This window comes from Rathayibacter sp. AY1B6, from assembly GCF_002932755.1.
Classification (GTDB): Bacteria; Actinomycetota; Actinomycetes; order Actinomycetales; family Microbacteriaceae; genus Rathayibacter.
On record NZ_PSWL01000005.1, the window covers coordinates 71,257 to 96,297 of the forward strand.

Sequence of the window (25,041 nt, forward strand, 5' to 3'; positions counted from 1 at the left end):
TGCCGCTTCGGTACGCGACACGCCGCACAAGGCGTACCGAAGTGGCATCTCGCAGGCAGGGCGCGAGCGCAGGCGCGGACGTAGGATCGACGGCATGCCGCAGATACGGATCAGGGACGCCGCCGCCGCGCTCGGCGTGAGCGACGACACGCTGCGGCGCTGGATCGAGAACGGGACGCTCGAGAGCGCGAAGGACGCGTCCGGGAGGCGCGTCGTCGACGGCCTCGAGGTCGCCCGGCTCGCCCGCGCGAACGCCGTGCTGCCGGAGGATCCCTCCCCGGTCGCGCGCTCGGCCCGCAACCGCTTCGTCGGGATCGTCACCGGCATCGTGATGGACACCGTGATGGCGCAGGTCGAGCTGCAGTGCGGTCCGCACCGCGTGGTCTCGCTGATGAGCAGCGAGGCGGTCCGCGAGCTCGGGCTCGAGCCCGGGTCTCCCGCGGTGGCGGTGGTCAAGGCGACCACGGTCATCGTCGAGACGCCGCTCGCCCGCGGCTGATGCGCACCGGGTCCGGCCTGCCGCGCTGGGTCGTGGCGGTCGCCGCGCTCGGCGCCCTGCTGGTGCTGCTCCCGCTCGTCGCGATCCTCGCCCGCGTCGACTGGCCGCAGTTCCTGCCGCTGATCACCTCCGACTCCTCCGTCGCCGCGCTCCTGCTGAGCCTGCGCACCTCCGCCGTCGCGACCCTGCTGTGCCTGCTGCTCGGGACCCCGATGGCCCTGGTGCTCGCCCGCACGGCGTTCCCCGGCCAGCGCCTGCTCCGCTCGCTGGTGCTGCTGCCGCTGGTGCTGCCGCCGGTGGTCGGCGGGCTGGCGCTGCTCTTCACCTTCGGGCGGATGGGCCTGCTCGGCGGCGCGCTGGAGGCCCTCGGCGTCCGCATCGCGTTCTCGACCACCGCCGTCGTGATCGCGCAGACCTTCGTGGCCCTGCCGTTCCTGGTGCTGACGCTCGAGGGCGCGCTGCGCAGCGCCGGCGCGCGGTACGAGTCGGTCGCCGCGACGCTGGGCGCCTCCCCCGGGACGGTGCTCCGGCGGATCACGCTGCCGCTGATCCTGCCGGGCCTCGCCTCGGGCGCGATCCTCTCGTTCGCGCGGGCGCTCGGCGAGTTCGGAGCGACGCTGACCTTCGCCGGGAGCCTCGAGGGCACGACGCGCACCCTCCCGCTCGAGATCTACCTGCAGCGGGAGAGCGATCCGGACGCGGCGGTCGCCCTCGCGCTGGTGCTCGTGGTGGTCGCGGTGCTCGTGATCGGTCTCGCGCACGGCCGCTCCGCCCGGGGGGTGCCGCGGTGAGCCTGCTGCTGGAGGCGCGGCTCGCGGCGCGCGGGATCGACGTGCGGATCGACGTGGCCGAGGGCGAGACGATCGCGCTGCTCGGGCCCAACGGCGCGGGCAAGTCGACCGTGCTCGAGCTGATCGCCGGCCTCGTCCGCGCCGACTCCGGGCGGGCGACCGCCGGCGGCGAGCTGCTCTTCGACGACCGCCGGTGGACTCCTCCGCACCGGCGCCCCGTCGCCCTGCTGGCGCAGGATCCGCTGCTGTTCCCGCACCTCAGCGTGCGCGAGAACGCGGCGTTCGGTCCGCGCAGCGCCGGCGCCGGGCGGGCGCGGTCCCGCGAGCGGGCGGAGCGCGAGCTGGCCGCCGCGGGCGTGGCCGACCTGGCCGACCGGCGCCCGGGGAGCCTCTCCGGCGGCCAGGCTCAGCGGGTCGCCCTCGCCCGGGCCCTCGCGACCGACCCGCGCCTCCTGCTGCTCGACGAGCCGCTGGCCGCGGTCGACGCCCGGACCGCCCCCGTCCTCCGCCGGATGCTCCGCGAGGTGCTCGCCGACCGCTCGGCGATCGTGGTCACCCACGACGTGCTCGACGCCTGGACCCTCGCCGACCGGGTGCTGGTGCTGCACGGCGGCCGCGTGGTGGAGGAGGGGCCGACCGCCCGCGTCCTCAGGCGCCCGCGCACCGCGTTCACCGCCGAGCTCGCCGGGCTCGAGCTGCTCGAGGGCGTCCGCACCGGGTCGGGTCTGCGCACCGCCGACGGGCGCGAGCTGTCCGGAGTCGCGGCCGAGCCGGTCGCGGTCGGCGCCGCGGTGCTCGCCGCGGTCCGTCCCTCCGCCGTCTCCGTCGGCGACGGGGGCCTCCGGTCCGTGATCACCGACGTGGAGCAGCGGGGCGACGCGGTGCGGGTGCGCAGCGCGCTCCTGACCGCCGACGTCCCGGCGGCCGACGCGGCCCGGCTCGACCTCGCGCCCGGCCGCGAGGCGGGCTTCACCGTCGCCCCGGAGGACCTGCTGGTCTACCCGGCGTGAGGGGCGGGCCCGAGGAGACGGCTCGCTGTCCGGCGTGGATCCGTCCCTCGGGCCGCCCGGTGCTCGACGCGAGGGACGGCCCGAGCGCCCGTCGCGCTACTCCGCCCGACCGACGTTCCCGCCGGGCGCCGCGCCGGACAGCGGGAGCCGCGCCCGCAGCCGCGCCCCCGCGAGCACGGGCGAGTCCGAGAGCTCCAGCGAGCCCCCGTAGACCGCGAGCTGCCGCTCCAGCCGCGCCAGGCCCGAGCGCGTCGCGTCCTCGGCGATTCCGCGGCCGTCGTCGTCGAGGGTGAGCACCACGACGCCCGCCTCCTCGGCGCCGCGCACCCGCAGCGAGGAGGCGCCGCCGTGCTTCAGCGCGTTGGTGACCGCCTCCTCCAGGAACCGGACCAGGAGCATCCGCTGCTCGAGCGGCGGCTCGGCGCCCTCCGCGGCGAGCGCCGCGATGCGCCCGAGGTCGAGGTCGACCGCGATCTCGGGAGGGAGGCGCGCGACGAGGTCGCGGACGGCGGGGACCAGGCCGTGGTCGATCTCGACCGGGTAGAGGGCGTGGCCGACCGCGCGCACCTCGTCCTCGCGGAGCCGGTCGAGCCGCGCGGCGATGGCGAGCAGCCGGTCCGACGCCGCCTCGTCCGCCGTGCTCGCGACCGCGTGCAGCTCGGCGGTCAGCACCACGAGGCCGTTCTGGAGGCCGCCGTGCAGGCTCTGCGCGACGTCGCGCCGCACCCGCAGCTCCTCCCGCTGCAGGGCCTGCACCGCCTCGAGCGCCTGCACGGAGGCGCGGGCGTGCTCCCGCTCCTTCTCGCGCACCCGCCGCGCCGAGCGCACGAGCAGGTAGCCGTAGGCGGTGATCAGCGCGATCACCGTGGATCCGACGACCAGCTCGACCGCGAGAGCGGGGAGGGCCGAGACCGGGTAGACGCCGGTCAGCACCTGGAGGCAGCAGCGGACGAGTCCCATCCCCACCGCGATCACCGCCGTCCGGGCCACGCGAGCGCCGCCCGACGAGCGCTCGGGGCGCAGCACCGCGACCAGCGCGATCGCGAGCCCGATCGTCGACACGTTGACCAGCACGCGCGTCGTGACGTCGAGCAGCGGGCCCGGATCGACGCCCCGCAGCGTCCGCGACAGCATCCCGAGCGCGAAGACGGCCTGGAGCGCAGCCAGCAGCGAGAGGACGCCGCCGAGGAGGGCCATCGCTCCGAGGACGATGCGGTTGTCCTCGTGCGCGTCGCTCGGGCCGGTGCTCATCCGGTGTGCTCGAGGAAGAGGAGCGTCGCGTCGACCCGCGGGTTGCGCTCGCCGTCCGAGCGGACTCCGAGGGCCGCGTAGACGGCGTTGACGTGGTTGTCGACCGAGCGGACCGCGATGCCCAGGCTCTCGCCGATCGCGGCGTTGGTCAGTCCCGACGCGAGACCGGAGAGCACCTCGTACTGGCGCGGACTCAGCGCGGCGACCGGGGAGTCGCGGCGGGCGGCGCGGGCGGCGACCAGTGCCGGGTCGAGCACGGTGCGGCCGTCGGCCGTGGCGCGGACGGAGGCGAGCAGGGCGGGGGCGGAGAGGGAGGAGGTCTTCGAGAGGTAGCTCCAGCCGCGGGCCTCGGCGCGGTCGAGGCGGAGGAAGCGGTGCATCGCGTCGACGGCCGAGAGCAGGACGACGCCCAGCTCGGGCGCGGTGGACCGCAGCCGGCGCCCGAGCTCGATGCCGTCCCCGTCGCCGAGCTCGATGTCGAGGATCGCCACGTCGAGCTCCGCGGGCCGCAGCACCGACCGCGCCTCCGTGGCCGATCCGGCCTCCACGACGCTCCGCACGCCCGGCACCGAGCGCAGCAGCGACGACAGCATGTGCCGGTAGAGGGGCTGGTCGTCGACGACGGCCAGCCTGAGCTCCGGAACGCCCCCCGCGGATGTCATCCGCCCATCTTCACCCATGCGCCGGAGGTCGAGCCGTCCCTCGACCGGGGGGCGTCGCGCGGGGATCCGTGTCAGCTCGCGGGCGGCGACGGGCGCCTGCCCCGTGAGCGGGGGGATCCGGAGTGACGGGGCCGGGTCGACGGGGCGGGCGCGAGCGGGCTGCGGGGCCGGTCGGCGAGCGGCCGAGCGCCGACCGGCCGCCCGGCGCGGCTCAGGAGAAGCGGACGCCCGTCAGCGCGAGACCCGCGGCCGCCGCTGCGACGGCGAGCGCCGCCGTGCCGACGCCGTACCCCAGCCCGGCCGCCCAGCGCCGGTCGAGCAGCAGCCGCGCGGTCTCGACGCTCGCCGTGCTGAACGTGGTGAAGCCGCCGAGCACGCCCGTCCCGAGCACGGCCCGCCACACCGGGTCGAGGACGCCGGCCAGCACGAGCCCGGTGACGACTCCGAGCAGCAGCGACCCGCTCACGTTGATCAGCGCGGTGCCGACCGGCCAGCGCGTCGGCACGAGCGACCGCGCGACCCCGTCGACGACGAGCCGTGCGGCCGCTCCGACGCCGCCCGCGAGCGCGACCGCGAGCAGCAGGCCGGGCGTCACGCCGCCGTCCTCCGCCGCCCCGCGACCGCGATGCCCAGAGCGGCGGCGAGCACGCCCAGCACGAGCGTGCCGCCGGTGTAGAGCAGGTACTCGGCGACGTGGCCGCCCTCGAGCAGCGCGACCGTGTCGAGCGAGAAGGTGCTGTAGGTGGTGAATCCGCCCAGCACGCCGGTGCCGAGCAGGAGGCGCAGGGTGCGGCGCCCGCCGTCGTCCGGCCCGCGCCGCGCCAGCGCCTCGAGCAGGAGGCCCAGGAGGAACGCGCCCGGCAGGTTCACGGCGAGCGTCGCGACCGGCACGACGCCCAGCGGAGACAGTGCGGCACCGATCGCGGCGCGGGCAGCCGTGCCGACGGCACCGCCCGCCGCGACCAGGAGGATCGCGGAGGGGCGCAGGTGGAGGGGTCGCGTCACTCCGCGAGGTCCCAGGGCGCCGGGCGCGACGGGTCGCGGTCGGCGCGCGGGACGACGAGCACGGGGCGGTGCTGGCGGTGCGCGAGGTGGGCGGCGACGCTCCCGCTGAGGAACTCGGCGATGCTCGCGAGCACGCCCGCGTCGCGGGTGCCGACCACGATCATCCGAGCGTCGACCTCCTCGGCGACCTCGGCGAGCGCCAGGGCGGGCTCGCCCCGCGCGGCGCGCAGCGACCACTGCACGGTGCTGCCGTCCAGCTCGTGCTCGACCGTCTCGCGGAGCCCGGGCGGGAGGGTCGGGCCCTCGCCGCGGTCGGCCGCGGCTCCGACGAAGCCGAGCGGGATGCCGCCGGTCATCGGATCGACGTACTCGCCGACGAGGTACGGATCGGCCGAGACCGACACGAGCAGCAGAGCGGCTCCGGCGTCGGCGGCGACGCGGGCGGCGGTGCGCAGGACCTCGGGTCGCTGGCCGTCGACGATGCCGACGAGGACGGGTCCGGTGGGGGTGGGTGCGGTCATGAGGAGCTCCTTCCCGGTTTCGCCCCATCCTGGCACCGCACGGGCGCGAGCGGTCGGAGCATCCGTGCCGGATCCGTCGTGATCGTTCCGTTATCCGCGGGCCTCGGGCTAGAGTGGCTCGTCGCCGGATCCCCCACCGGCCCCGACCCCCGTCACCACCGTCACCCGAGGAGAACGCACGCGTGTCGAAGCCAGGCATTCCCACCCCTGAGGAGAGTGCCGGCACCCCGACCACTGCACCCCTGACCCGGCGCGAGGCCCGCGAGGCCGAGCGCCGTGCGGCCCGGGCGGAGACGGGCGCGGGCGCGGCGACCGCCGGCACTGCGGTCGAGGGCAGCGGATCGGACGACTCCACCCCTTCCGCGGGCACCGACGACTCCGCGGGCGCTGACGACTCCGCCGGCGCTGACGACTCCGCCGTCGACGCTGCGGCCCCCGTGGCGACCGCTCCGACCGTCTCCGTCGAGGTCCCCGCCGCCTCCCCCGCCTCACGATCGATCCCGGCCTCACCGCGCCGCGCGTCCGCCTCCCGCCCCGTCGCTCCCCGCGCCGCCGAGCCCGCCCGGGCCCGCGGCCTCAGCCGCCGCGCCCTGGCCTTCGGCACCTTCTCGGTGGTCGGCGGCCTCTTCGCCACCGCTGCGATCCCCGCGTACGGCGCCCGCAGCTCCTCCGCCACCGCGACCGGCCGCGCCGCCGCGAACCGGGTCGGCCTCCAGAACCTCACCGTCTCCTCCGACGCCACCGGCCAGACCGCCGTCCGCGACGCCTTCGCCGCACCGACCCAGGCGCAGCTCGACGAGGCCAGCCGCCAGGCGGCCGTGCTCTCCGGGTCGAACGGCGGCGAGTTCTCGACCGTGCAGACCCGCGCGGTCGGCGACGACTACCCGTGGCCCTACGAGACCATCGACGACGACGGCGGCGGACTCTCGCCGCTCGGCTACTACTACCGCGAGTGCGTCGACTTCGTGGCCTGGCGCCTCAACCGCGACGCCGGCCGCACCTCCGCCCCGTGGAAGTACACCTGGGGCAATATCACTCCCCTGGGCGGCAGCGCCTACGAGTGGCCCGACAACTGGGCCGCGAAGGGCTGGGCGACCAGCAGCGTCCCGATCGTCGGCTGCGTCGCGTGGTGGACCTACAACCACGTCTCGTACGTGCAGAAGGTGAACGACGACGGCACCGTGCTCCTGGAGGAGTACAACTACGGCGGCAAGCACAGCTACGTGACCCGCACCTTCCCCACCGCGCAGGTCCCGCTCTTCCTGTACCCGCCGGTCCTCTAGCGCGCCTGTTCCCGCCCCCTCCCCTCCCCTCCGCGAGATGCCACCTGTGACGGCCCTGCGCGGCGTGTCGCCGTCACAGGTGGCATCTCGCGAGCGGTGAGCGCTCGGGGACTCACGCGAGGGCGGCGACGAGGGCGGTGAAGGCGGGGCCGGCCGGGTCGACGAGGTCGAGGTGACCGGCGTCGGCGAGCTCGTGCAGGCTCACCGAGCGGTGCCGGGCGGAGTAGCGGCGGCTGTACTCGACGGGGACGTCCTCGTCGAGGGTGCCGTGGATCAGCGTGGTCGGCTGCGGCGGCGGGGGCAGCTGCGCGGGGTCGGCGCCCGGGAGCAGCCTGAGGTCGCCGCCGAGGAGCTCCCCGACGGCGTCATCGCTCAGGCGGTCGGCGGAGGCGGCGGCCAGGTCGAGCACGCCCGCCAGCGCCACCACGGCCGCGACGTGCGGGGACGGACGGGCGGCCTGCGACCAGACGGCGAGGTGCCCGCCGGCGGAGTGGCCGATGAGGGTGACCGGTCCGGCGTCGGGCAGCAGTGCCGGGAGCGCCGCGAGCACGGTCAGGACGTCCTCGCCGGTGCCCGGCCAGCCTCCGCCCTCGTCGCCGACCCGCCGGTACTCGGGGAGGAGCACGTCGTGCCCGCGGTCGGCCAGCGCCGCAGCGAGCGGTCGGGCGTGCAACCGGTCCCACCGCGCGCGCCAGAATCCGCCGTGCAGGAGCACGACCGGCCCGCGCGCAGTACCGCCTGCACGGGCCGCTGCCCGGAACACCTCCACGAGCTGCTCGGGTGCCTCCCCGTACCGCCGCACCTCGTCCGGCTCGCGCCCCTCCGCCTCCTGCATCCCCCCAGTACCTCCCGCGAGATGCCACCTACGACGCCCGGACGCGGCGTGTCGCCGTCACAGGTGGCATCTCGCGGAGGGGCGTCAGGACTCGAACCAGCCCCGGGGGTGGTGGTCGGCCGTGAGGGGCGTGCGCGGGCGGGTCGGCCGGGCCCAGCGGACGGCGTTCGCCAGCACGCGCCGGATGTCCGGGTGGTGGTAGACGGGGTAGTCCTGATCGCCGGGCGAGAAGTAGAAGACCTTGCCGAGGCCGCGGGTGTAGGTCACTCCGGAGCGGAACACCTCGCCGCCGGTGAACGTCGACAGGAACACCGTCTCCTCCGGCACCGGGATGTCGAAGTACTCGCCGTACATCTCCTGCTCGGGGATGATCAGCGGGCTGGGCACGCCCTCGGCGATCGGATGCGTGGGCGCGATCGTCCAGACCAGCTCGCGGTCGCGGTCATTGCGCCACTTCAGCGAGCAGGTCGTGCCCATCAGCGCCCTGAAGATCGACGAGTAGTGGCCCGAGTGCAGGACCAGGATCCCCATCCCCTCCTGCACGTGCCGCAGCACGCGCTGGACGACCTCGTCCGACACCTCCTCGTGCGCGATGTGCCCCCACCACAGCAGCACGTCCGTCTTCGCGAGCGCCTCCTCGGTGAGACCGTGCTCGGGCTCGGGGAGCGTCGCGGTGCGCACCGAGACGGCGTCGCCGAGCGACTCCGCGAGCCCGTCCGCGATCACGCGGTGGATGCCGTCGGGGTAGTGGCGCAGCACGGTCTCGTCGCCGCGGGTCTCGTGGCGGAACTCGTTCCAGACGAGGACCTCGATCGGGGCGCTCATGCGACCGCCACCTCCTTCTTCTCGGCGGCGGAGCGGTAGATCGCGTCGACCACCCGGCTGCGGTGCAGCGCGTACTCGCCGTAGTGGCCGGAGTAGCGGGGGCCGCCCGCGGGCGCGTCGGCTCCCGAGGCGATCGCCTCCAGGAACTCGGCGATGACGGAGCGGTGGTGCCCGGCGGGGACCTTCACGTCGGGGTGCGAGACGGTCGGCGCTCCGGCGACCTCGGAGTAGAGGGTGAGCGTCCCCTCCGTGGCGTAGTCGGCGATGTGGAGGCGCGCGCCTCCGGCCGAGCCGAGCAGCTCGACCTCGATGTCCTCGTGGACCTTCGAGTAGCTCGCCCAGGACGCGTCGAGCTGGAGCGAGCGTCCGTTGTCGAGGCGCAGCAGGGCACTGGAGAAGTCCTCCACCTCGAACGTGTGCGTGCCGGTGGCGGCGACGCCGTGGGGGCGCCCGCCGCGGCCGGAGCGGCCGATCTCGCCGTACGCGACGGCCGAGACACTGGTGACGCGCGGCTCGTCGAGCAGGTGCAGCGCGATGTCGAGCACGTGGGAGCCGAGGTCGATCAGCGGGCCGCCGCCGGCGAGCTCCTTGCTGGTGAACCAGGAGCCGATGCCGGGGATGCCGGTGCGCCGCTGCCAGCTCGCGCGGGCGTGGTAGACGTCGCCGAGCGGCGCGTCGTCGAGGTAGTCGCGGAGGAAGGCGACGTCGGCGCGGCGGCGGTGGTTGTAGGCGATCTCGAGCACGCGGTCGTTCGCGCGGGCGGCCTCGACCATCTCGGCCGCCAGCTCGGCGGTGGTGGCGAGCGGCTTCTCGCAGAAGACGTGCTTGCCGCTCGCGAGCGCGGCCACGGCGATCGGGTGGTGCAGGTGGTTCGGGACTCCGATGGAGACGACGTCGAGGTCGTCGCGGGCGACCAGGTCCTCCCAGTCGGCGGAGAGGTCGGGGACGCCGCGGGTCGCGCCGAGTTCGTGCAGGCGCGCCTCCTCCTGGCCGGCGAGCGCGACGACGCGGGCGCCGGGCAGGGACTGGAAGGCGTCGAGGTGGGTGGTGCCGGCGAAGCCGAGGCCGACGACCCCCACACGCAGCTCAGTGGTGTTCTCTGTCATGCGCCGAGCCTACTCGAATCGATTCGAGCACTCCACGGCCGACGTGTCCTCCCGGAGCACCGGACCGCCGGCGCGTCAGGCCGCGAGGCGCGCCTCGAGCGCGGCGAGCGACGCGCGCAGGGCCGGCGCCTCGAGGGCGTCGCCGTCGGCGGCGGCGTGGGCGTCCGCGAACGCCCGGACCTGGCGGTGCAGCTCGACGCGGGTCCCGCCGCGGGCGACGACCGCGAGCCGCTCGGCGAGGCGCACGCCGGCGCGGACGACGAGCGGCTGCTCCATCGCGTAGGAGCGCAGGGCGAGGAACACGTCGGCCAGCAGCTCGCCCGCACGGGGCCACGGGACGAGCAGCCGCACGACTCCGTCGGCGTCGGAGTAGCGGCCCCGCGCCTCCGGCCGGCCGCAGAGGTCGACCAGCGCGCTGGTCAGGGCCTCGACGGCGCCGACCGCGGTGTACGGGTCGTTCGTGCCGGTCGCGAGCCCGCGGACTCCGATCTCGACCACCTGCTGGACGGCGTAGCGGAGGTCCTGGTGCGGGGTGCGCGCGTCGGCGACGACGACCGCGGCGACCGCCTCCTCCTGGGCGACCGACCCCTCGAGGACCTCGAGCACCGGGTCGCCGACGAGGACGTGGTCGCCGGGCAGCGCGAGCACCTGGAGCCGCGTGTCGCCGCGGCGGGCCAGGGCGACCAGCCGCTCGATCTCGAGCTGCTCGACGTAGCCGCCCCGCACCGCTCGCAGCACGACCGTCTCGCGCCCCGGCGGCTGGGCCTCCTCCGCGAGCGAGGCCTCGTCCGCGTCCACCGGCTCCTCCCCGTCCTCCGGATGCAGCCGCTCGATCACGTCGACGAGCTCGCCGAGGACCCGCTGCTGCAGCGTCGTCACCTGCACCGACAGCGCGATGTGGTGGATGAAGTAGACGAGCACCGCGACGTCGCCCACCGCGAGCAGCACCGAGAACGAGACGGCCACCACCGGCACGAACGTCAGCGACGCGTCCTCCTCCGTGTGCACCGCGCGCAGCACGATCAGCGAGTAGAGGAACGTCGAGGTGAGCACCGCCAGGACGACCTGGTTGCCGCGATCGGCCATGAAGTTGCGGACCAGCCGGGGCCCGTAGGCGGAGGACGTGGTCGCCAGCACCGAGATCGTGATCGAGAACGAGGTCGCGGCGACGCCGAGCATCGTCCCGCCGATCGCCGAGAGGATCGCCCGGCCGCCGGTCGGCGACAGGTCCTCGATCAGCGGGATGTCGCTGACGCCGGCGCGGACCAGCAGGTGGTCGACCTCGACCAGTCCCAGCGCCAGCCCGACGGCGAGGACGCCGAACAGGGCCGGGAGGAACCAGAAGGATTCGCGGAGGTGGAGGAGCCGGGAGCGCATCCTCGAAGGCTAGAGCGGCGCCTCCTCGCGGGCCGCGCCGCCGCGGAGGCTTGCGCTCCGGGCCGGGTCGTGCCGCCGAGCCTCGCGCGTCGCCCCCGGCAACGCCCCCCGGACGCACCGGAGGCGCCGACCCGGCGGGGATCGGCGCCTCCGGTGGGCGTCAGGTGACGTTGATGAGCGTGCGCTGCCAGCCGGAGGAGCCGTCGGGCGCGACCGGCGCGCGGTCCTCGATCTGGACCATGCCGTTCTTGTCGACCGCGCGGACCGCGACGTAGTGCGAGCCCGGCTGGGCGTCCCAGTCGACGAACCACTGCACCCAGGTGTCGAGGTTGACCGGGGTCGAGAGCGTCGCCTCCTGCCAGTCGCCGTTGTCGATGCTCACCTCGACCTTGTCGATGCCGATGCTCTGCGCCCAGGCGACGCCCGCGATCTTGAGCGCGCCCGACGTGACGGGGACGCCGATCCGCGGGGTGTCGATCCGCGAGGACATCTTGATGGGGGCCTCGGCGGAGTAGCCGCGCGGGGTCCAGTAGGCCTGGTCGGCCTCGAAGGTGGTGACCTTGAGCTCGGTGAGCCACTTGGTGGCCGAGACGTAGCCGTAGAGGCCGGGCACGATCATCCGCACCGGGAAGCCGTGCTCGAACGGGAGGGGCTCGCCGTTCATGCCGACGGCGAGGATCGCGTCGAGGTTCTCGTCGGTGACCGCGGAGATCGGGGTGGACGCCGTGTAGCCGTCGCTGCTGGTGGAGAGGAGCATGTCGGCACCGCTCTGCACGCCGGCCATCGCGAGCACGTCGCGCAGGGGGACGCCGAGCCACTTGGCGTTGCCGACGAGGTTGCCGCCGACCTGGTTCGAGACGCAGGTGAGGGTGATGCCGTACTCGTCGAGGCCCATGTCGAAGATCTGCTGGAGGTTCAGCGTCACCTCGCGGTCGACCATGCCGGTGATCTTCAGCGACCACGCCGACGGGTCCAGGTTGGGGAGGGTGAGGGCGGTGTCGACGCGGTAGAAGTCGGCGTTCGGCGTGTAGAGCGGGGTGATGCCCTCGATGTCCAGCTCGGCGCCCGCGGGGACCGAGACGGTGCTGCGCGGGGACGGCAGACGCAGGGCGTCGCGGACGCCGGCGAGGGAGGACGTCGCCGCGTTGACCAGTCGGGCACCGGTGCCGACGACGGCCGCGCCGACGGCGGAGATCAGTGCGATGCGGAAGAAGCCGCGGCGCTCGAGGGCGCCCGGACGGGCCTCGGAGGATGTTCCCCGGGCCTCCGAGGCCCGGGCCGCACGCCAGCCGCGGAGGCGCGTGAAGAGGAGGTGCATGACGACGACGGCGACGACGAGTCCGACCAGCGTGGGCACCGCGGCGAGCGGCGACGCTCCCGTGCGGGTCACGATGGCGGCGATCGAGAGACCGCCGGCGATCACGAGCAGCACCTGGCCGAGCGGCGGGCGGACCAGCTGGAGTACTCCGGCGATCGCGGCGGCGACGACGACCGCGGCGCCCACGCTGCCGAGCAGGAAGGTCTTGTCGTTCTCGCCGAACGTCTCGATCGCGAACTCCTTGAGCGGGCGCGGGACGATGTCGACGATGAAGGCACCGAGGGCGAGCACGGGGCTCGCGGTGCGGGCGACCGCGAGGGCGATGAGCTCGGCGACGGCGAGGAGGACTCCGCCCGTGACGACGCCCGCGAGGGCGGCGAGCAGGAAGTAGAGAGCTCGATGCTCGCGCACGGGTGCCGCTGTCTGGTTCATGGAGGAGAGTTTTCTCCCGCGACCTGCCGTTTCCCAGGGTGTCCCTGGTTTGGTCGTGTAGGCGCCTTTTTCATAACGAACAGGTAACGCACAGCGGCAGCGCTTCGACGGGATCGCGTCTCGCTCTACCCACCGCCGACGTCACCGCGCGCGACGACCCCGCCGGAGGACCGCGGCGTTCGCGGTAACGATGAGGGCGATGCCGATCCATCCCGCCGCGCCGACGTCCTGCCCGAGCACGACCGCGCCGATGAGGGCGGCCAGGACGGGATTGACGCTCATGAGCATCCCGAAGACGCTCGTCGGGAGCCTCCGGAGCGCGATCACGTCCGCCACGAACGGGACCGCCGTCGCCAGGACGCCGGCGCCGACCGCCAGGAGCACGGTGCCCGCGTCCGGGTGCGTCGTGGCGAGCGTCCAGACGGCGACGGGCAGGAAGACGGCGGCGGAGACCCCGGTCGCCGTGGCGGTCCCCTGCGCTCCGGGCAGACGGAGTCCGATGATCCGGTTGAGCAGGATGTACGCGGCCCAGCAGCAGGCGGCCGCGAGACCGAGCGCGATGCCGAGCTGGTCGGACGAGGGCCTCGGCCCCGCGATCGCGACGACGCCCGCTCCCGCGACGAGGGCGCAGAGCGCGCTGGTCCTGCTCCGGGAGCCGAGCAGCGCGACCGCCAGCGGCCCGCAGAACTCCAGTGTGACCGCCAGCCCGAGCCCGATGCGGTCGATGGCCGCGTAGAGCGTGAGGTTCATCGCCCCGAACACCACGGCGAGGAGCAGGACGGGCCACCACTGCGCGCGGGTCAGGTCGCGGATCCGCGGCCGCACGACCGGGAGGAGGATCAGCGCGGCGACGATCTGCCGGACGGCGACCACCCCGACGGATCCCAGGACCGGGAAGGCCAGCGTTCCGGAGGCCGCTCCGAGCTGGTTCGAGAGGGCGCTCGCGAGGGCGGTCGCGGCGCCGACGGTCCGGCCGTCTCCGGGGAGCTGCTTCGTCATGCCGGAAGTCTGCGAGCGGTCCGGTCCCGGCTCACAATGCGCCATCGGCCCGATCGATGCGCGATCCGCATGAATAGGATGCGGGCATGGATCTGGAACTGCGCCACCTCCGGTCGTTCGTCGGCGTCGTGGACGCCGGGACCTTCACCGACGCGGGGATCGACCTCGGCATCTCCCAGACGGCGGTCTCCCGCAACGTCGCGGCGCTCGAGTCCGTCCTCGGCCGGAGGCTCCTCCACCGGACGACCCGCAGCGTCGAGCTCGCGCCGGCGGGTGAGCGGGTGCTGCGGCACGCCCGCCGCGTCCTGGCCGTCGTCGACGATCTGCGCGAGGAGGCGGCGGCCGGGACGGACACGATCCGGATCGGCTACGCCTGGTCGGCTCTCGGCGAGCACACGCAGGAGTTCCAGCGCCGCTGGGCGACCGCGCTCCCCCACCACGAGCTGCGGCTGATCCGCTCCAACACGCCCACCGCGGGGCTCGCGGAGGGCCTCAGCGATCTGGCGATCCTGCGGCGCGGATCCGCTCCTGCGGACGTCGAATCGGCTCTGATCGGCACCGAGAAGCGCTACTGCGCCCTGTCCGTCGACGACCCGCTCGCCGCGAAGCGCACGGTCACCCTCGCCCAGGTGGCGACCGCTCCGCTGGCGCTCGACGACCGGACCGGGAGCACCCGGCTCGACCTCTGGCCCGAGCACGACCGGCCGCGGAGCACCGTCCCGACGACCGACGTCGACGACTGGCTCACGGTGATCAGCAGCGGCTCCGCCCGCGGAGTGACCGCGGAGTCGACAGTGAGCCAGTACCGGCGGCAGGGCCTCGCGTACCGGGTCGTCCGCGACGCCCCGCCGGTCCCCGTGCACGTCGCGTGGATCCGGAGCGACCCGCCGCCCGCCCTGCGCCAGGTCATCGGGCTGCTCCGGGGCCTCTACCGCGCCTCCGACTGACGACGACGGCCGCCGGGGGCGAGCCCCGGCGGCCGTCGTCGTCACGTCACCTGCAGGTGAGAGCGGAGTACGCGGCCTGCTTCGTGGTGGTCACCGATGCTCCGTCCACGGTCGCCGTCGCGGTCACCGTCGCCGAGCCCGCGGCCACCGAGGCGGCGCGGGTGGTGAAGGCGTGCGAGGCGCTCGACCCGGGAGCGATCCCGGTGAACGCCTTCGAGCCCCAGGCGGAGCCGAGGGTGATCCCCGCCGGGACCTTCGCATCGTTCCGAGCGGTGACCGTCACCACGACCTTGCCCGCCACGCAGCGGCTGATGGCCGCCACGGTCGTCGGTACCGTCGCCGCGGAGGCGCGGACGATGGAGAGGCGGTAGGTCGCTGTCGTCGTGTGGTCCTGCGCCGACGACTCGACGACCACGCTCGTCGTCCCCGAGGCCGCGAGCGGCACGGTGCGGCGGACGGTGTCGTCGATCAGCACGCCGTCGACCTTCACCAGGCCGCTGGGCACGGCCGGGTCGAGGTCGAGCGAGACGCTCGTCGTGCCGGCCGGCACCGTGAGCGTGTGGTCCCTGACCCCGGCGGCGAGAGCCGGCGAGAGCGTCCCGACGTCGGAGGAGAGCTTCGTCAGCTCCGGGTCCGCGGCGTAGGTGGTCGACTCGGTCGTGTAGACCCCGAAGACACCGCCGACGTAGCTGGATCCGGTGCCCTGGAAGCGCACCGTGACGACGGGGATCTTCTGCCCCTTCGCGTCGAGCACGTACTTCCCGCTCTGGTCGCGCTTGTAGCTGTCCTTCGCGGCGAGACCGCTGAGGATCGACGCCGGGATCCGGTCGTACTGGACGTACCAGCTCGTCGCTCCGCCCGCTCCCGAGACCACCTCGGTCTTGAGCTTCACGTCGTTGAGGTAGACGTCGAAGGTGCGTCCCGCGTCGCCGCCGTAGTAGCGGACCCCGAGGTAGTTCGCCGGCAGAGCCGGGTCGACGATCATGTCGTACTGGAAGTACGCCTCCGCCGAGCGCTCGCCGTCGCGGTACCCCTCGCCGCGCCAGGTCCCCACCGAGGACCGCGCGGTCTTGTAGTTCTTGTCGGCCTCGCTGTTGTTGTTGTCGAAGGAGGTGAGGGAGTCGATCGTCGTCTCGTCGACGCGCAGCTGCTCCTTCTGCGTCCGGATCAGCGCCTGGGCCGCGGCCGAGTCGGGCTCGATCAGGGTCATGTAGGTCGCGTAGCGGGCGTTGTACAGGCTGTAGTACGGAGTGAACACCCGGGCGGCGGACGCGGCGTCGACGTTCTTCATGCCGAAGCGCATCGTCGTGCGGCCGTTGCCGTCCGCGCCGTCGGGCAGGCGGACCAGGTTGCCGCGGACCGCGGACTTCCAGGCCGCGGAGTCCGCGACGACGACGTTCGAGTTCACGGACTTGTCGGCCGTGCCCATGCGCACCAGGACGCCGGCGACGTAGGACGCCTCGACGTTCGAGCGGTTGAGCTCGGTCGCCAGCAGCACCGGTCCGTAGCGGAACGCGGTCCAGTCGGGGTTCTCCGTGTCCGCGACCGCGCTGACCGCGGCGGGCAGCTTCCAGGTCAGCACGTCACCGGCGGCGACGGCGACCGAGACGTATCCGGCCTGGGCCGTGACGGCACGGACGGCACCGTTCACGGTGAGCGTCGGCGCTCCGTCGATCCAGGACGGCACGCGCAGCTTCAGGGTCGTGTCCGCGGACACGGCTCCTCCGGCCAGCGCTTCGACCCTCAGGGTCGCCGTGTCCGTGCTCGGGATGTCCGCCGTCTGGGTCAGCCGGAGGTTGTTCGCGGAGGAGCGGAGGACCGAGGAGCGGAACTGGTTCACGAAGACGGTCTTCGGCTTCTCGAAGTAGATCGAGTCGCCGAGCTTGGTGAAGCTCTCGATGCCCGAGCCGTGGTCGCACCAGAACTCGTCGAGCTCGTGCCCGAAGACCTTGGCGTAGCCCGCGGTCTGCGGCTGGAAGTAGGTCACCATGCCGGTGTCCGGGTTCTGCACCGAGAGGACGCCGTTGATGAACGTCTCCTCGTAGAAGTCGGCGTACTTCACGTCCTCGGTCACCTGGAACAGCGCCCGGGTGAGCTTGAGCATGTTGTAGATGTTGCAGCCCTCGGAGGTCGAGTTCTCGCCGTAGCCGGTGGTCTGGCCGTTCGTGGCGTACTCGTACAGGGTGCCGGGTGCGTGGAAGTGCTCGGACTGGCTGTTGCCGCCGTTGGCGTAGGTGTGGGTCTCGTCGACCATGCGCCAGAAGTTCTCGGCGGCACGGCGGTACATGTCCAGGTCCGACTTCTCCGTGGCGGTGAGCGTGGCGTAGAGCGCCGGGTCGTCGGTGAAGACGCGGTAGCGCTTCAGCGCGCCGATCAGCTTCGGGATGGTCGTGTTCGCGTGGAGCCCGTTGAGGATGTCCTCGTTGTTCGCGAGCTTCTGGAACAGCGCGGTCTCGTCGAAGTACTCGGCCGCGCGCTTGTGCGCCGGGTCGTGCGTGGTCTCGTACAGGCGGTAGAGCGCCTCGTTCATTCCGCCGTACTCCGTGTTCAGGAGCTGACCGGGGTTCGCCTGGCGGCCCGCCCAGGTGGTGATCCAGCTGCCGAAGCCGCCGGCGACGGTGAGCGCCTTCTGCGAGACGGCGTCGGGCGCCTGGTCGTGGGCGTCGAGGAGGCCCGCGAGCACCTTGTGCAGGTTGTAGAAGGGGACGAGCAGGCCGTCGCCGCCCGAGGGGAGGTAGCGGGTCGGGAACGGCGAGACGTAGCCGGCGTTCGCCGGGTCCTTCAGCGCGTAGGCGTCCTGGACCTTCTTCAGGCCGTCGACGGAGGCGGTCAGCTTCGCGAGCAGAGCCGCCTTGGTGGCCGCGTCCTCCTCGGTCGCGTAGGCCTGCGAGAGCGCCGAGAGGTAGTGGCCGAAGAAGTGGCCCTGGAACCGGGTGCCGTTCTCGCGCTCCCAGCCCCCGTATCCGCCGCTGGTGGTCGGGGTGAGCCCGGCCTCGCGGTAGAAGGAGTAGAGGAACATCTCGGGGTCGAGGCTCAGCAGGTACTCGACGGTCTGCTGCTCCCCGTTCTCGAGGTAGGGGTCCTGCACGGAGACGTCGGACAGGCCTGCCTCCAGCAGGTAGTTCGACGTCTTCACTCCCCGGGGCTGCACCTGGAGAGTGTAGGTCTTCGTGACAGCCGCGCTGCCGCCGTAGGTGGCGGAGCCGGTGAGCACGACCGTCTTCGCGGAGCCGGTGGGCGGCGTGACCGCGGCCGTGCCTCCGCTGATCGCGACGGTCGCCGGGTCGGAGGAGCTCCAGCTGAGGGCGGACCCCTTCGCGCCGACGGTGGGCAGGGTGAAGCCGGTGCTGGTGCTCGTGGGCGGGGCGACCAGCTCGAGGTCGGCCCGGGCGATGCTCGCCGGATCGAAGGAGGGGTTCCCGGCCTTCGTCAGCGCGACGACGTCGGTGGTGGTCGCGACGCCGTTGTAGAGCGCGTAGTCGTCGAGCAGGCCGCGCAGGTGCGCGCCGTTGTACTGGGGGCCGTTGAAGCCGAGGGTCTTCGTCGAGGTGCTCTCGGAGCCGAGGACGCCGGACGCGGAGGAGGACGGCGCGGTCTTGACGACGGCGGTCTGCTTCACTCCGTTGCGGTAGAAGGCGACGGCCTTGGTGCTCTTGTCGTACGTGGCGACCACGTGCGTCCACTCGCCGGCGGGGAAGAAGCCGGAGCGGGCGGTCTCGACGGCGACCTTGTACGGCTGCCCGCCGGACGGGCCGATCGAGAGGGCGAGCGGAGTGCCGTCGCCCTCGGACGTGAGGTACCAGCCGTCGGAGTTGTAGGCGGTCTTGTTCCAGGTGAAGACCTGCTCACCGGTCATCGCGCTGGTCGGCTTGTACCAGAACGAGACGGTGAGATCGGCGGGCTGCAGCGCCGCCGCGGTGCCGAGCGAGATCGCGTTCGATCCCGTGAACTCGAACGCCCCGCCGTTCAGGCCGGTGCCGTAGGAGGCGGTGCCCTTCTGCATCCCGAGAGCGGTCCCGCGCCCGCTGGTGTCGGCGAGCGAGCCGTCGAACGGGAGCTCGAGCACCTTCGCGCCGTCGAGGGAGGTGGTGGGGGCGGCCTGGGCCGTGGGGCCGACCGACAGGAGACCCGCCGTCAGCGCCATCACCGCCACGGTGGCCAGGGGGAGTCGTCGTCTCATTCGTGAGGCCTCTCGTCGTTGAGAAATCCGGCCCAGGGGGGCGGGCCGCCTCGAATGTTACCGTTAACAAGAGCTTTCGGTGAGGTTTCGGTGAGAGGACCGACAGGCTCTCGAGCTCTCAGCGGCGCCGGTCCAGAGCCGCCCGGAGGTACGGAGCGGTCCGGCTTCCCGCGGCCTCCGCGACCTCCTCCGGAGTGCCCGTCGCGACCACCGAGCCGCCGGCCCGGCCCGCCCCCGGGCCGAGGTCCACGACCCAGTCCGCGTCGGCGACGACGCGCATGTCGTGCTCGACCACGATCACCGTGTTGCCCGCGTCGACCAGGTGCTGCAGGTGCTCGAGCAGGCGGTCGGCGTCAGCAGGATGCAGGCCCGAGGTCGGCTCGTCGAGCAGGTACAGCGTGTCCCCGCGCTGGGCGCGGCGCAGCTCCGAGGCGAGCTTCACCCGCTGCGCCTCTCCCCCGGACAGCTCGGGCGCCGGCTGGCCGAGCGAGACGTAGCCGAGCCCCACGTCCACCAGCGCGTCGAGGTGGCGGGCGACCTCGCGGTCCTCGGCGAAGGCCTCGCGCGCATCGGCGACGCTCAGCGCGAGGACGTCGGCGATCGTCCGGCCGCCCAGGGTGACCTCGAGGGTCTCGTCGTTGTACCGCGTCCCGCCGCACGCCGTGCAGGGCGCCTCGACGGTCGGGAGGAACAGCAGCTCCACCTCCACGGAGCCCTCGCCCTTGCAGACGGGGCAGCGCCCGCTGGGCAGGTTGAAGGAGAAGCGGCTCGCCGAGAAGCGGCGGCGCTTGGCCTCCGGGGTGGCCGCGAACAGCGTCCGCACCCGGTCGAACAGCCCCGTGTAGGTCGCGACGTTCGAGCGCGAGGTCCGGCCGATCGGGGTCTGGGTCACCTGCACCACCCGGCGCAGGCGGTCCGCGGGCCCGGAGGCGGTGCCGCGAGTCGCCGCCGCGGCCGCGTCGAGCAGCGGGTCCGCCTCCCCGCCCTCCTCGGCCGGCGCGTCCTCGGCGACGTCGGCGCGGAGCGAGGCGCGCAGCAGATCGGGCAGCGCCTGGTTCACGAGCGTCGACTTGCCCGATCCGGAGACGCCGGTGACCGCGGTGAGCACCCCGACCGGGAACGCGACGGAGAGGTCGTCGAGGGTGTGCCGCGAGACTCCGGCGAGGTCGATCCACTGCTCCGCGGTGCGGCGGGAGCGCAGCGGCGCCGGGTCGCCCTCGGGGAAGAGGTAGCGGCGGGTGACGGAGCCGCGGGCGCTCGGCAGGCCGTCGAGCGGGCCGGAGTAGACGACGGTGCCGCCGCCGGACCCCGCGCCCGGGCCGATGTCGACGATCCAGTCGGCCTCGCGGATGACGTCGAGGGAGTGCTCGACGAAGAAGACGGTGTTGCCGGTCGCCCGCAGGGTCCGCAGGATGCCCAGCAGCGCCTCCGTGTCGGCGGGGTGCAGGCCCGTCGACGGCTCGTCGAGCACGAAGACGACGCCGAAGAGGCGCGAGAGCACCTGCGTCGCGAGTCGCATCCGCTGGAGCTCCCCCGAGGAGAGCGTCGGCGTGGAGCGGTCGAGCGAGAGGTGGCCGAGGCCCAGGTCGACGATCGGAGCGAGGCGGCCGACGAGGTCCTCGACCAGCCGCTGCGCGGCCAGGCGGGTCTGCGGAGCGCCGTCGGCCGGGGTCCACCCGGGCTCGAGCACGCGCCGGGCGAGCACGACCAGCTCCTCGAGGGGCAGGGCCGACAGCTCCGTGATGTCGAGCCCCTCGAACGTGACGGCGAGCGCGTCGGGCTTCAGCCTCCGCCCGCCGCACACCGGGCAGGCGACGCTGACGACGAACGAGGCCGCCCGCTCGCGCATCCGGGCGCTCTTCGAGCCGGCGAAGGTGTCGAGCACGTAGCGGCGCACCCCGAGGAACGTGCTCATGTAGCGCGGCTCGTCCCCGGCGGCGACGGAGGCGCGCACCTCCGCGGGCGAGCGGTCGGTCCAGACGGGCACCTGCGGGGAGTCGGGCGTGTGCAGGATCCAGTCGCGGTCCTCGGCGGGCAGGTCGCGCCACGGAGCGTCGATGTCGTGGCCGAGCGAGATCAGGCTGTCGCGCAGCTGCTTGCCGTGCCAGGCGGTCGGCCAGGCGGCGAGCGCTCCGTCGCGGATCGAGAGGGAGTCGTCCGGCACCATCAGCTCGTCGGGGACGTCGTAGACCCGGCCGATGCCGTGGCAGCTCGGGCACGCGCCCTGCACGGTGTTGGCGGAGAAGTCCTCCGCGAGCAGCATCGGCGCGCCCTCGGGGTAGGCGCCGATGCGCGAGAACACCATCCGCACCACGCTCGAGAGCGTCGTCGCGCTGCCGACCGTGGAGCGGGCCGAGCCGCCGGAGCGCCGCTGCGGGAGGGCGACGGCCGGAGGCAGGCCCTCGATCGAGTCGACGTCCGGCACGCCGACCTGGTCGATCAGCCGCCGCGCGTAAGGGGCGACAGACTCGAAGTAGCGGCGCTGCGCCTCCGCGTAGAGCGTGCCGAAGGCGAGCGAGCTCTTGCCCGATCCGGAGACGCCCGTGAAGGCGACGAGGGCGTCGCGCGGCACGTCGACATCGATGCTCCGGAGGTTGTTCTCGCGGGCGCCGCGCACGCGGACGCGGTCGAGGGGGTCGGTGGTTCCAGGCGCGCTCATCCGTACAGCCTGCCGTGCCCCGGATGTGGGACGGCCCGGGCGGGTCGGCGCCGCGGGGGCGTCTCGACGGAGCCGCGCACCGGCGGCCGGCGAGACAGCCCCGTATCCGCCGAGACACCTCCGTGTCAGCGGCGTCCCGGCGGAGGGGGCGGCGCCTCGACGCCAGGACGAACCGGCGGCGGATCGAGACAGCCCTGCCTTCAGCGAAACACCACAGGGCGGAGGCGCCTCGACCCCGGGCACCTCAGCGGAGGAGGCGCCGCGGTTCAGGCCAGGCCGTGGCGGTGCGCGAAGGCGACGAGCTGCAGTCTGGAGGCGAGACCGAGCTTCGCGAGGATGCTCGAGACAGGGCTCTTGACGGTGGACTCGCTGAGGTGGGCCGCGGCCGCGATCTCGGCGATGCTCCGCCCCTGCGCTGCCGAGGTGAACACCTCCTTCTCGCGAGCCGAGAGCACGTCGAGCACCTCCGGACGGGCGGGCACCGCCGACGCCGTGTAGTCGCGGAGCGGGGCGTGCCGGCCACCGCCGGCCACCACCGTCCGCCCCGCGGCGACCGCGCGCACGGTGCTCAGCAGCAGCTCGGTCGTCGCGTCCTTCATCAGGAAACCCGCCGCTCCGGCCGCCAGCGACTCGGCGACGGCGCTGTCGTGCTGATGCGTGGTCAGGATGATCACCCTCGTAGCGACGTCGGGATCGCGGGCGATCCTCCGCATCGCCGAGATGCCGTCGAGCAGCGGCATGCGCACGTCGAGCAGGAGCACGTCGGGAGCCTCGCGCCGCACGAGCTCGACGGCCGCCTCGCCGTCGTGCGCGGCTCCGGCGAACTCGAGCCCCGGCTCCGCGTCGAGGAGCATCCAGAGCCCGGAGCAGAACAGGACGTGGTCGTCCGCGACAGCGACGCGGATCACGCTGCACCCTCGAGCACGCGCGCCGGGATCGACGCGGTGACGCGGAATCCGCCGCCGTCCTCCTCCGCGGTCAGCCAGCCGCCGGCGAGCTCGGCCCGCTCCCGCATGCCGACGACCCCGCGGCCCGACCCGCTCGACTCCGCTCCGGAGCGACCGTGCGACGCGACCTCGAGCAGCAGCGCGCACTCCTCCCAGACGAGGCGCACCTCCGCATTCGGGGCGGCGCCGCTGTGGCGGAGCGCATTGGTGAGCGCCTCCTGCAGGATCCGGTACACCGCGAGCTGCTGAGCCGGCGAGAGCACGGCACGATCGCCCTGCTCGTCGAGCGCCGCGGCGAGCCCGGCGGAGCGGAATCGGCCGACGAGCTGCGGGAGGGAGTCGAGGCCGGGCTGATCGACCGCGTCGGGGCCGGTGCCGAGCGATTCGATCACGAGGCGCACCTCGACCAGCGACGTGCGGGCCACCTCCGCGATCGCCCGCAGCGACTCCTGCGCCCGGTCGGGCTCGGCGCGCACGAGCCGCTCGGCACCGTTCGCCTGGGCCAGGACGATCGAGAGCGATTGCGCCATCACGTCGTGCACGTCCCGGGCGATGCGCGCCCGCTCGGAGGCGTCGGCGAGCTCGCGGTCCGCGTCGGCGAGCCCGTCCTCCGGCACCCGCCGCTCGAGGAGAAGGATCGAGCGGACGCGGGTCACCCGCAGGAGCCGGCCCACGAGCCGGCCAAGCCCACGACGAGCGCACCGATGGTCGCGGCCGCGATCCCGCCCGCCCCGGTCGCAGCGTGCACGGCGAGCGAGGCGCCCGCACCGACCAGGGCGACGACGACGGCCGTCCGGCGAGGCGCGATCGGTGATCGCCGACGGCCCGCGCCACCCTCACCAGCACCACCCGGTCCGCGAAAAGGCCGGTGACCGGGACGTTTCAGTGAGCATCGGGGAGGCAGCACCGTGATGGAGTCGACCCGGCGCGCCAGCGCCGCGACGGAAAAGCGTGCTTCCCTCATGATGGTCCAGCGCGCAGAGCTCTTCCAAGGAGAAAAGTGCACGCCGTCGAGACGGAGATGTCCCGGCGACGGGACAGCAGGGAAGGACAGAACCATGAGGAGGACCACCACGACCGTCCTCGCACTCGCCGCCGCAGGAGTGGTCGCGCTGAGCGGCGCTCAGGCTGCGAGCGCGGCGACGATCTACGAGCACAGGAACTACGAGGGTCGGGCGCATGACGGTGGGTACGACACGGCCTACGTCGGAGAAGGTGCCAACGACATGGCGTCCTCCATCAGGAACCGCGACTCTCGTCGCTACTACGAGCATGCCGATCGTCGCGGACGGTCGGTTCGCCTGATGGGCGACTACAACGACCTCCAGTCGATCTCCACGGACCTCGGCTGGAACGAGAGCTGGAACGACAGGATCAGCAGCTGGGAGTAGCAGACCACGGTCGACGCACCTGCACCGCGACGGCTCTCCTCGCTCGGACCCGCCCGAGCCCCCGGCCACGAGCTCCCCATCCCTCACAGAAACGGCTTCGGACATGACCCGACGACACTCCAGCCATCGCTCCACGACCCGTGGGATCGCGGCTCTCGCGGCCATCACCCCCGCTCTCGTCCTGCTCGGTGGATGCACGAGTGCTCCGCTGGACAAGGACTCGACGGCTCACGCTCTGCTCGACAGCACCACCGGCCGGATCGTTCTGCCCCTGGAGGAGTACGACTACTACGGTGACGACGCGAACGCGGCGATCGGGAACCGCGCCCTCGACACCGTGACTGCACGCTGCATGGCGGGGCAGGGCTTCGCCTATTCAGCGGCGTCGGTCGAAGAGGATCCGGAGCACAGCGGCGGCGACCGGACCTACGGTCTGTGGGACGAGGAACGCGCCCGCCGGTGGGGATTCGGCTTCGCACCGTCCCGGGTCAGCGCCGCGAAGGCGGCGGACGCGGCCGCTGGCGGGGAGGCGTGGACGACGGCGGTCGGCAGGTGCGAGGAGGAGACCGACCCGGCGCTCATGGCGATCCTGCCCGGGAACGATGAGAGCACCGACTCCTCCGTCTCTCGGATCGCGACCGAGGCTTACAGTGCCGCCCGGGCGGATCCGCTCTGGCAGACGGCCCGCGACGCCTGGGCGAGCTGCGTTCGGGACGCCGGACTGACACCTCGCTCCGGCTCGTCCGAGTGGGGTGTGGAGCAGGAGGACGCGGTGCGGACGGGTGCCGACGGCGCCTCCTCGAACTCGGAGGAGGAGATCCGCCTCGCGACGGTCGAGGCGCACTGCAACACCGAGACCGGTCTCTCGCAGACCCTAGGCGACCTCGAGGCGTCGTACCAGGCGCCCCTCATCGCGCAGAACCAGGCCGCACTCAACGAGATCAAGACCCGCAACCAGGAGCGACTCGCCGCACTCCGCGACTACGTGGCCGCGCATGGCTGA

At 73.5% G+C, this 25,041-nt stretch carries 22 protein-coding genes; 7 read left to right on the forward strand and 15 right to left on the reverse strand.

Features of this window, described 5'->3' with window-relative positions:
- Positions 1 to 94: 94 nt before the first annotated feature.
- From C5D08_RS03815 to C5D08_RS03825, 3 genes are read left to right on the forward strand one after another with little or no spacing between them, the layout of a single operon-like run.
- Positions 95 to 499, forward strand: coding sequence for a molybdopterin-binding protein (locus tag C5D08_RS03815; protein ID WP_104222447.1), 405 nt, complete (start codon positions 95 to 97; stop codon positions 497 to 499).
- Positions 499 to 1,290, forward strand: coding sequence for an ABC transporter permease (locus C5D08_RS03820; RefSeq protein WP_104260651.1), 792 nt, complete (start codon positions 499 to 501; stop codon positions 1,288 to 1,290). The genes C5D08_RS03815 and C5D08_RS03820 overlap by 1 nt, the downstream gene beginning before the upstream one ends.
- Positions 1,287 to 2,300 carry a sulfate/molybdate ABC transporter ATP-binding protein gene (locus C5D08_RS03825; protein WP_104275900.1) on the forward strand — a complete coding sequence of 338 codons (1,014 nt, stop codon included), beginning with the start codon at positions 1,287 to 1,289 and terminating at the stop codon, positions 2,298 to 2,300. Before C5D08_RS03820 ends, C5D08_RS03825 begins: the two co-directional genes overlap by 4 nt.
- 96 nt (positions 2,301 to 2,396) lie before the next feature.
- Here C5D08_RS03825 and C5D08_RS03830 read toward each other — a convergent pair whose 3' ends face one another.
- The 5 genes from C5D08_RS03830 to C5D08_RS03850 form a co-directional block, all read right to left on the reverse strand.
- Positions 2,397 to 3,551, reverse strand: a complete 1,155-nt coding sequence (locus C5D08_RS03830; RefSeq protein ID WP_104275901.1) for a sensor histidine kinase — start codon at positions 3,549 to 3,551, stop codon at positions 2,397 to 2,399.
- Complete coding sequence (locus tag C5D08_RS03835; RefSeq protein WP_104275902.1) at positions 3,548 to 4,213, reverse strand: response regulator transcription factor; 666 nt, start codon at positions 4,211 to 4,213, stop codon at positions 3,548 to 3,550. The genes C5D08_RS03830 and C5D08_RS03835 overlap by 4 nt, the downstream gene beginning before the upstream one ends.
- 211 nt (positions 4,214 to 4,424) lie before the next feature.
- Positions 4,425 to 4,808, reverse strand: a complete 384-nt coding sequence (locus tag C5D08_RS03840) for a CrcB family protein (RefSeq protein ID WP_104275903.1) — start codon at positions 4,806 to 4,808, stop codon at positions 4,425 to 4,427.
- Entirely contained in the window at positions 4,805 to 5,218 is a 414-nt protein-coding gene (locus C5D08_RS03845; protein WP_104275904.1) for a CrcB family protein, read from the reverse strand. Before C5D08_RS03845 ends, C5D08_RS03840 begins: the two co-directional genes overlap by 4 nt.
- Positions 5,215 to 5,739, reverse strand: coding sequence for a universal stress protein (locus C5D08_RS03850; RefSeq protein ID WP_104275905.1), 525 nt, complete (start codon positions 5,737 to 5,739; stop codon positions 5,215 to 5,217). The genes C5D08_RS03845 and C5D08_RS03850 overlap by 4 nt, the downstream gene beginning before the upstream one ends.
- Before the next feature lie 182 nt (positions 5,740 to 5,921).
- Here C5D08_RS03850 and C5D08_RS03855 point away from each other — a divergent pair, with 182 nt between their 5' ends.
- Complete coding sequence (locus C5D08_RS03855; protein WP_104275906.1) at positions 5,922 to 7,022, forward strand: CHAP domain-containing protein; 1,101 nt, start codon at positions 5,922 to 5,924, stop codon at positions 7,020 to 7,022.
- Positions 7,023 to 7,134: 112 nt separating this feature from the next.
- On the opposite strand, the gene C5D08_RS03860 is transcribed toward C5D08_RS03855, so the two are convergent.
- The 6 genes from C5D08_RS03860 to C5D08_RS03885 all read right to left on the reverse strand — a co-directional run bounded on the left by C5D08_RS03860 (position 7,135) and on the right by C5D08_RS03885 (position 13,914).
- Positions 7,135 to 7,857: a S9 family peptidase gene (locus C5D08_RS03860; protein ID WP_104275907.1), complete on the reverse strand. Its 723-nt coding sequence runs from the start codon at positions 7,855 to 7,857 to the stop codon at positions 7,135 to 7,137.
- 84 nt (positions 7,858 to 7,941) lie between these two features.
- Positions 7,942 to 8,682: a ThuA domain-containing protein gene (locus tag C5D08_RS03865; protein ID WP_104275908.1), complete on the reverse strand. Its 741-nt coding sequence runs from the start codon at positions 8,680 to 8,682 to the stop codon at positions 7,942 to 7,944.
- The gene (locus C5D08_RS03870) at positions 8,679 to 9,788 is read right to left on the reverse strand and encodes a Gfo/Idh/MocA family protein (RefSeq protein ID WP_104275909.1); all 1,110 of its coding nucleotides are present in this window, start codon (positions 9,786 to 9,788) and stop codon (positions 8,679 to 8,681) included. Before C5D08_RS03870 ends, C5D08_RS03865 begins: the two co-directional genes overlap by 4 nt.
- Before the next feature lie 75 nt (positions 9,789 to 9,863).
- Positions 9,864 to 11,165, reverse strand: a complete 1,302-nt coding sequence (locus C5D08_RS03875) for a DUF2254 domain-containing protein (RefSeq protein WP_104275910.1) — start codon at positions 11,163 to 11,165, stop codon at positions 9,864 to 9,866.
- A 160-nt stretch (positions 11,166 to 11,325) separates the two neighbouring features.
- On the reverse strand, positions 11,326 to 12,915 hold the full coding sequence (locus C5D08_RS03880; RefSeq protein ID WP_104275911.1) for a molybdopterin-dependent oxidoreductase: 1,590 nt from the start codon (positions 12,913 to 12,915) through the stop codon (positions 11,326 to 11,328).
- Positions 12,916 to 13,056: 141 nt separating this feature from the next.
- Positions 13,057 to 13,914 (reverse strand): DMT family transporter, encoded by an 858-nt coding sequence (locus C5D08_RS03885; protein ID WP_104275912.1) that lies wholly within the window; start codon positions 13,912 to 13,914, stop codon positions 13,057 to 13,059.
- An 86-nt stretch (positions 13,915 to 14,000) separates the two neighbouring features.
- Here C5D08_RS03885 and C5D08_RS03890 point away from each other — a divergent pair, with 86 nt between their 5' ends.
- On the forward strand, positions 14,001 to 14,861 hold the full coding sequence (locus C5D08_RS03890; protein WP_104275913.1) for a LysR family transcriptional regulator: 861 nt from the start codon (positions 14,001 to 14,003) through the stop codon (positions 14,859 to 14,861).
- A gap of 46 nt (positions 14,862 to 14,907) precedes the next feature.
- Here the strand turns inward: C5D08_RS03890 and C5D08_RS03895 are convergent, their stop codons facing one another.
- From C5D08_RS03895 to C5D08_RS03910, 4 genes are all read right to left on the reverse strand, one after another.
- Positions 14,908 to 19,041, reverse strand: a complete 4,134-nt coding sequence (locus C5D08_RS03895; protein WP_104275914.1) for a beta-L-arabinofuranosidase domain-containing protein — start codon at positions 19,039 to 19,041, stop codon at positions 14,908 to 14,910.
- 118 nt (positions 19,042 to 19,159) lie between these two features.
- On the reverse strand, positions 19,160 to 21,700 hold the full coding sequence (locus tag C5D08_RS03900; RefSeq protein WP_104275915.1) for an excinuclease ABC subunit UvrA: 2,541 nt from the start codon (positions 21,698 to 21,700) through the stop codon (positions 19,160 to 19,162).
- Positions 21,701 to 21,966: 266 nt separating this feature from the next.
- The gene (locus C5D08_RS03905; RefSeq protein WP_104275916.1) at positions 21,967 to 22,608 is read right to left on the reverse strand and encodes a response regulator transcription factor; all 642 of its coding nucleotides are present in this window, start codon (positions 22,606 to 22,608) and stop codon (positions 21,967 to 21,969) included.
- The gene (locus C5D08_RS03910; RefSeq protein ID WP_146086138.1) at positions 22,605 to 23,303 is read right to left on the reverse strand and encodes a sensor histidine kinase; all 699 of its coding nucleotides are present in this window, start codon (positions 23,301 to 23,303) and stop codon (positions 22,605 to 22,607) included. Before C5D08_RS03910 ends, C5D08_RS03905 begins: the two co-directional genes overlap by 4 nt.
- Positions 23,304 to 23,705: 402 nt before the next feature.
- Between C5D08_RS03910 and C5D08_RS03915 the strand changes: the two genes are divergently transcribed.
- Both C5D08_RS03915 and C5D08_RS03920 read left to right on the forward strand, forming a co-directional pair.
- On the forward strand, positions 23,706 to 24,038 hold the full coding sequence (locus C5D08_RS03915) for a peptidase inhibitor family I36 protein (RefSeq protein ID WP_104275918.1): 333 nt from the start codon (positions 23,706 to 23,708) through the stop codon (positions 24,036 to 24,038).
- Positions 24,039 to 24,141: 103 nt separating this feature from the next.
- Positions 24,142 to 25,041 carry a hypothetical protein gene (locus tag C5D08_RS03920; protein WP_104275919.1) on the forward strand — a complete coding sequence of 300 codons (900 nt, stop codon included), beginning with the start codon at positions 24,142 to 24,144 and terminating at the stop codon, positions 25,039 to 25,041.